Annotated in this window: 4 protein-coding genes; 2 read left to right on the top strand and 2 right to left on the bottom strand. The window is 62.0% G+C overall.

The annotated features are described in order from the left end of the window. Positions 1-57 precede the first annotated feature (57 nt). Together EN925_RS16140 and EN925_RS16135 are read left to right on the top strand one after the other, a co-directional pair. Complete coding sequence (locus tag EN925_RS16140) at positions 58-636, top strand: DUF2975 domain-containing protein (RefSeq protein ID WP_063168071.1); 579 nt, start codon at positions 58-60, stop codon at positions 634-636. Between the two features lie 13 nt (positions 637-649). Further along, the gene (locus EN925_RS16135) at positions 650-862 is read left to right on the top strand and encodes a helix-turn-helix transcriptional regulator (protein WP_013531416.1); all 213 of its coding nucleotides are present in this window, start codon (positions 650-652) and stop codon (positions 860-862) included. Between the two features lie 65 nt (positions 863-927). Here the strand turns inward: EN925_RS16135 and rpoC are convergent, their stop codons facing one another. Then, on the bottom strand, positions 928-5,124 hold the full coding sequence (gene rpoC, locus EN925_RS16130; RefSeq protein WP_013531415.1) for a DNA-directed RNA polymerase subunit beta': 4,197 nt from the start codon (positions 5,122-5,124) through the stop codon (positions 928-930). 186 nt (positions 5,125-5,310) lie between these two features. Beyond that, positions 5,311-7,158, bottom strand: a 1,848-nt coding sequence (gene rpoB, locus EN925_RS16125; RefSeq protein WP_128336703.1) for a DNA-directed RNA polymerase subunit beta, incomplete at its 5' end; no start/stop codon positions are given.

The following is a 7,158-nucleotide window of genomic DNA, read 5'->3' as shown; positions in this document are numbered from 1 at the left end:
TGCGCATAAATAGATTATTGTAAAACGATAATTCATTGCGATGGAGTGATAACGGCGATGATTGAACCTGTCATCACGGCTGTCCCTGCCGATCCTGCCCGCCAGCTTAGATTGAGACGCATCCGACTTTTCAGCCTAGTGCTGGCGAGGTGTTTTGTCGTCCTCGCCATATTGCTGACCATCGGTCTGCTGTTCTACTGGCTCAGCGTCTCCGCCAGTTCGATCGCGGCCGATGCGCAAATCCCACAGGAATGGCTGAGCGAGCTTGGCCTCGGTCGAAGACTGGTCGGGTTCGCGATCTCGTTCGTGCCGCTTGCCTGCCTCGTCTTCGCGCTCATGGCCGCAAGGCGCTGCTTCGGCGCTTTCGCGTCCGGCAACTTCTTCGGTCAGGGCGCCATCAGCAATTTGCGATACTTTGGCCTCGGCCTGCTGGCATCCGCCTTGCTGAAACCGGTTTCGGCGGCGGCATTGTCCGTTCTGCTCAGCTGGGACGCGCCTGCCGGCCAGCACCGGCTGACGCTCGGTCTCGACAGCGACACGATGCTGACCTTGCTGGCAGCTTGCATCGTTGCTGTCATCACCTGGGTCATGGCCGAGGCATCGGCACTCGCCGAAGAAAACGCGCAATTCATCTGATGAGGATCAGCTCATGCCCATAAGGGTCAGGCTCAATGTCGTCCTCGCCGAACGAAACGTGAAGTCAAAGGACCTGGCCGAATATGTCGGCATCACCGAGGCCAATCTTTCTCTTTTGAAGCAGGGAAAGGTCAAGGGTATCCGGTTCGACACGCTGGAGCGCATCTGCGACTATCTCGACTGTCAGCCGGGCGATCTGCTTCGCTTCGAGAGGGTGTCCGAATAGCACAAAAAAATAGGCCGCCGGGTTGCCCCGACGGCCTTATTGCCTGAGATCGTTGCCGTCCGCGCTTACTGCGCGGCGGTGGTCATGTCGGCCAGCATCGGCTCGGCGACTTCCGCACCCGAGGCCTTGCGGCGCTCGTCGATGATCAGTTCGTCGCGCGAGGTGGCGATGCGCCGGATCTGGCTCATCGTGCCGCCGGTACCGGCCGGGATCAACCGGCCGACGATGACGTTTTCCTTCAAGCCCTGCAGCATGTCGGTCTTGCCGGCAACGGCAGCTTCCGTCAGCACTCGCGTCGTCTCCTGGAAGGAGGCGGCCGAGATGAAGGACGGCGTCTGCAGCGATGCCTTGGTGATGCCGAGCAGCACCGGCAGGCCTTCGGCTGGCTTCTTGCCGTCCTCGACCAGACGCTCGTTGACCTCTTCCAGTTCGATCACGTCGACATGATCGCCCGGGATGTAGGTCGAGTCGCCCTGCACCGTGATCTCGACCTTCTGCAGCATCTGGCGAACGATCACCTCGATGTGCTTGTCGTTGATCGACACGCCCTGCAGACGGTAGACTTCCTGGATCTCGTTGACGAGGTAGGAAGCAAGTGCCTCCACGCCCTTGATCGCCAGGATGTCGTGCGGCGCCGGGTTGCCGTCGAGGATGTAGTCGCCCTTCTCGATGACATCGCCGTCCTGGAGATGGAACGGCTTGCCCTTCGGGATCAGGTATTCGACCGGCTCAAGCGTCGAGTCATGCGGCTCGATGATGATGCGACGCTTGTTCTTGTAGTCGCGGCCGAAGCGGATCGTGCCGTCGATCTCGGCGATGATGGCGTGATCCTTCGGACGACGTGCCTCGAACAGTTCGGCAACACGCGGCAGACCGCCGGTGATGTCCTTGGTCTTGGCGCTTTCCATCGGAATACGCGCCAAAACGTCGCCGGGGCGAACCTGCGAACCCGGCTCGACCGAAAGAATGGCCTCGACCGAGAGCAGGAAGCGGGCGTCGCCGCCCTTGGACAGCTTGCCGACCTTGCCCTTGGCGTCCTGGATCGCAATCGCCGGCTTCAGGTCGTTGCCACGTGGCGTCGAGCGCCAGTCGATGACCTCACGCTTGGTGATGCCGGTCGACTCGTCGGCCGTTTCCTGAACGGAAATGCCGTCGACCAGATCCTCGTACGACACCCTGCCCTCGATTTCGGTGAGGACCGGACGCGTGTAGGGATCCCACTCGGCGATACGCTGGCCGCGCTTCACCTTGTCACCATCGTCCACGAAGATGCGCGAACCATAGGTGAGACGGTGCGAGGCGCGCTCCTTGCCGGCTTCGTCGAGGATCAGCACCGCCATGTTGCGGCCCATGACCATCTGCTGGCCGTCGGAGTTGCGCACCACGTTGCGGTTGCGGATCTCGACCTTGCCCTCATACGAGGCTTCAAGGAACGAGCTGTCCACCACCTGCGCGGTACCGCCCATGTGGAAGGTACGCATGGTGAGCTGGGTGCCCGGCTCGCCGATCGACTGCGCCGCGATGACGCCGACGGCTTCGCCCTGGTTGACCGGGGTGCCGCGGGCCAGATCGCGCCCATAGCAGACCGCGCAGACGCCAACCCTGACTTCGCAAGTCAGTGCCGAGCGGATGCGGACCGACTGGACGCCGGCCTTTTCGATCTGTTCCACGTCACGCTCGTCCATCAGCGTTCCGGCCTTGACCAGGATCTCGCCCGACACCGGATGGGTGATGTCGTCGAGCGACGTACGGCCCAGCACGCGCTGGCCGACCGAAGCAACGACCTGACCGGCATCGACGATCGGCTGCATGGTGAGGCCCTTGTCGGTGCCGCAGTCGACGGAGTTGACGATGCAGTCCTGCGCCACGTCGACCAGACGACGGGTGAGGTAACCCGAGTTCGCCGTCTTCAAGGCGGTGTCGGCCAGACCCTTGCGGGCGCCGTGGGTCGAGTTGAAGTACTCGAGCACGGTCAGGCCTTCCTTGAAGTTCGAGATGATCGGCGTCTCGATGATTTCACCCGACGGCTTGGCCATAAGGCCGCGCATGCCGGCAAGCTGGCGCATCTGGGTGGGCGAGCCACGCGCACCGGAGTGCGACATCATGTAGATCGAGTTCATCGGCTTCTGACGGCCATTGTCCTCGAACTCGACCGCCTTGATGCGGGCCATCATCTCGTCGGCGACCTTTTCCGAGCACTTGGCCCAGGCGTCGACGACCTTGTTGTACTTCTCGCCCTGCGTGATCAGACCGTCATTGTACTGCTGCTCGTATTCCTTGGCCAAAGCCTCGGTGTCGGAGACCAGCTTGATCTTGGCATCCGGGATCAGCATGTCGTCCTTGCCGAACGAAATGCCGGCACGGCAGGCATGGCTGAAGCCGAGCGCCATGATGCGATCGCAGAAAATGACCGTCTCCTTCTGACCGCAATGGCGGTAGACGGTGTCGATCATCTTGGAGATGTTCTTCTTGGTCATCTCCTGGTTGGCGGTCTCGTAAGGCACGTTGACGTTCTTCGGCAGAAGCTCGCCGATGATCATGCGGCCAGGCGTGGTGTCATGGATCTTTGACACGACCTTGCCTTCGGCGTCGACCGTGCGGAAACGACCCTTGATCTTGGAGTGCAGCGTCACCGCCTTGGTCTCGAGCGCGTGCTGGAGTTCGCCCATGTCGGCAAACACCATGCCCTCGCCCGGCTCGTTCTGGTTGACGATCGAGAGATAGTAGAGACCCAGAACCATGTCCTGCGACGGTACAATGATCGGCGCGCCGGAAGCCGGGTGCAGGATGTTGTTGGTCGACATCATCAGCACGCGGGCTTCAAGCTGCGCTTCCAGCGACAACGGCACGTGAACGGCCATCTGGTCGCCGTCGAAGTCGGCGTTGAAGGCCGTGCAGACCAGCGGGTGCAGCTGGATCGCCTTGCCTTCGATCAGGATCGGCTCGAACGCCTGGATGCCGAGACGGTGCAGCGTCGGCGCACGGTTCAGCAGCACCGGATGCTCGCGGATGACCTCGTCGAGGATATCCCAGACTTCCGGACGCTCCTTTTCGACCAGCTTCTTCGCCTGCTTGACGGTCGAGGAGTAACCCTTGGCGTCGAGACGGGCGTAGATGAAGGGCTTGAACAGTTCGAGCGCCATCTTCTTGGGCAGGCCGCACTGGTGCAGCTTGAGCTCCGGACCGGTCACGATGACCGAGCGGCCGGAATAGTCGACGCGCTTGCCGAGCAGGTTCTGACGGAACCGGCCCTGCTTGCCCTTGAGCATGTCGGACAGCGACTTCAGCGGGCGCTTGTTGGCGCCGGTGATGACGCGGCCGCGGCGGCCGTTGTCGAACAGCGCATCGACGGCTTCCTGCAGCATGCGCTTTTCATTGCGCACGATGATGCCGGGGGCGCGCAGCTCGATCAGCCGCTTCAGGCGGTTGTTGCGGTTGATGACGCGGCGATAGAGATCGTTCAGATCCGACGTGGCGAAGCGGCCGCCGTCCAGCGGGACGAGCGGACGCAGGTCCGGCGGGATCACCGGAACCACCTTCATGATCATCCATTCCGGACGATTGCCGGATTCCATGAAGTTCTCGACGACCTTGAGCCGCTTCAGATACTTCTTCTGCTTCAGCTCGGAGGTGGTCGACGCCAGTTCCGAACGCAGGTCGCCGGCGATCTTCTCCAGGTCCATGCCGGCCAGGAGGTCATGAATGGCCTCGGCGCCGATCATGGCGGTGAACGAATCCTCGCCATACTCGTCGACGGCGATCATGTACTCTTCCTCGCTGAGCAGCTGGTGCTCCTTCAGCGCGGTGAGGCCAGGTTCGGTGACGATGTAGTTCTCGAAGTAGAGGACGCGCTCGATGTCCTTCAGGGTCATGTCGAGCAGCGTGCCGATGCGCGACGGCAGCGACTTCAGGAACCAGATATGGGCGACCGGTGCCGCCAGCTCGATATGGCCCATGCGCTCGCGGCGAACGCGCGACAGCGTGACTTCGACGCCGCACTTCTCGCAGATGACGCCCTTGTACTTCATGCGCTTGTACTTGCCGCACAGGCACTCATAGTCCTTGATCGGGCCAAAAATGCGCGCGCAGAACAGACCGTCACGCTCCGGCTTGAAGGTGCGGTAGTTGATGGTCTCCGGCTTCTTGATCTCGCCGAAAGACCAGGACAGAATCTTCTCAGGGCTGGCAAGCGATATCCGGATGGAATCGAACACCTGCGCAGGCGCCTGCGGATTGAAGAGATTCATGACCTCTTGGTTCATGCCGTTCTCCTTTTCGGGATCCTCGAAGATCCCTTGCATCTAGTCGCGAGCCAAACGCCCGCCGTCTTTGTCGGCCACTGGCCGTCGAATTCTTCCTGGTTGAGCATGATCCTGTCCGAAAACCGGTAGCCACTTTTCGGGATCATGCTCGAGGCGCGCCGCGGACAGCCGTGGCGCGCCATTGCCTTACTCGGCCGCGTCGGGCAGCCGGACAGGGTTGTCGTCGAGCTTGGTGTTCTCCAGCTCGACGTTGAGGCCGAGAGACCGCATTTCCTTGACGAGAACGTTGAAGCTCTCCGGGATGCCGGCCTCGAAGGTGTCGTCGCCACGCACGATCGCCTCGTAGACCTTGGTACGGCCGGCGACGTCGTCGGACTTCACCGTCAGCATTTCCTGCAGCGTGTAGGCGGCGCCGTACGCTTCCAGCGCCCAGACCTCCATCTCGCCGAAGCGCTGGCCACCGAACTGCGCCTTGCCGCCCAGCGGCTGCTGGGTGACGAGCGAGTACGGACCGATCGAACGCGCGTGGATCTTGTCGTCCACGAGATGGTGAAGCTTGAGCATGTAGATGTAGCCCATCGTCACCTTGCGATCGAACGGCTCGCCCGTGCGTCCGTCATAGAGCTGCGACTGACCGCTGCTGTGCAGGCCCGCCTGCTCCAGCATGATGTTGATGTCAGCCTCATGCGCGCCGTCGAACACCGGGGTCGCGATCGAGACGCCGCGGCGCATCTGCTCGCTGAGGCGAACGATGCTCTCGTCGTCATAGTCACGAACCGGCTCGTTGCGGTCGTTGGCCGGGATGAAGCTCTCGAGCGTCTTGCGCAGCGGCTTGATGTCGCCGGCCGCCTTGTACGTGTCGATCAGCTCGCCGATCTTCCTGCCCATGCCCGCACATGCCCAGCCCAGATGCGTTTCCAGGATCTGGCCGACATTCATGCGGCTCGGCACACCCAGCGGGTTGAGCACGATATCGGCATGCGTGCCGTCCTCGAGGAAAGGCATGTCCTCGACCGGAACGATCCGCGACACGACACCCTTGTTGCCGTGACGGCCGGCCATCTTGTCGCCGGGCTGCATCTTGCGCTTCACGGCCACGAAGACCTTGACCATCTTCATGACGCCCGGAGGCATTTCGTCGCCGCGCTGGACCTTCTCGACCTTGTCCATGAAACGCTGTTCAAGCGCCTTCTTGGAATCGTCATACTGGCCACGCAGCGCTTCCAGCTCGCTCTGGAGCTTTTCGTTCTCCACGGCAAACTGCCACCACTGCGAACGCGGATACTCGTCGAGCGTATCCTTGGACAGCGTCGAGCCCTTCTTGAAGCCCTTCGGTCCAGCGATCGCTTCCTTGCCGACGAGCACGTCGGAAAGACGCGCGTAGACGTTACGGTCCAAAATGGCCTGCTCGTCGTCGCGGTCCTTGGCGAGGCGTTCGATCTCCTCGCGCTCGATCGCCATGGCGCGCTCGTCCTTCTCCACACCGTGGCGATTGAAGACGCGCACCTCGACGACGGTGCCGAAGGTGCCAGGAGGCATGCGCATCGAGGTGTCGCGCACATCGGATGCCTTTTCGCCGAAGATGGCGCGCAGAAGCTTCTCTTCCGGCGTCATCGGGCTTTCGCCCTTCGGCGTGATCTTGCCGACCAGGATGTCGCCCGGCTGAACTTCCGCACCGATGTAGACGATGCCGGCTTCGTCGAGGTTCTTCAGCGCTTCTTCCGAGACGTTCGGGATATCGCGCGTGATTTCCTCCGGTCCAAGCTTGGTATCGCGCGCCATGACCTCGAACTCCTCGATGTGGATCGAGGTGAAGACGTCGTCGGCGACGATGCGTTCGGACAGGAGGATCGAGTCCTCGTAGTTGTAGCCGTTCCACGGCATGAACGCGACCAGCACGTTGCGGCCGAGCGCCAGATCGCCGAGCTCGGTCGACGGACCGTCGGCGATGATGTCGCCCTTGTTGACCCGGTCGCCCATGCGAACCAGCGGGCGCTGGTTGATGCAGGTGTTCTGGTTCGAACGATGGAACTT

Source organism: Mesorhizobium sp. M7A.F.Ca.US.006.04.2.1, from assembly GCF_004022915.1.
In the GTDB taxonomy this organism is placed as follows: domain Bacteria; phylum Pseudomonadota; class Alphaproteobacteria; order Rhizobiales; family Rhizobiaceae; genus Mesorhizobium; species Mesorhizobium ciceri.
This window is presented reverse-complemented; position numbering and strand designations above follow the sequence as displayed.

Bases quoted from the DNA above. Each gene is read 5' to 3' on its own strand.
- EN925_RS16140 (WP_063168071.1), top strand. From the start codon at position 58: ATGATTGAACCTGTCATCACGGCTGTCCCTGCCGATCCTGCCCGCCAG.
- EN925_RS16135 (WP_013531416.1), top strand. From the start codon at position 650: ATGCCCATAAGGGTCAGGCTCAATGTCGTCCTCGCCGAACGAAACGTG.
- rpoC (WP_013531415.1), bottom strand. From the start codon at position 5,124: ATGAACCAAGAGGTCATGAATCTCTTCAATCCGCAGGCGCCTGCGCAG.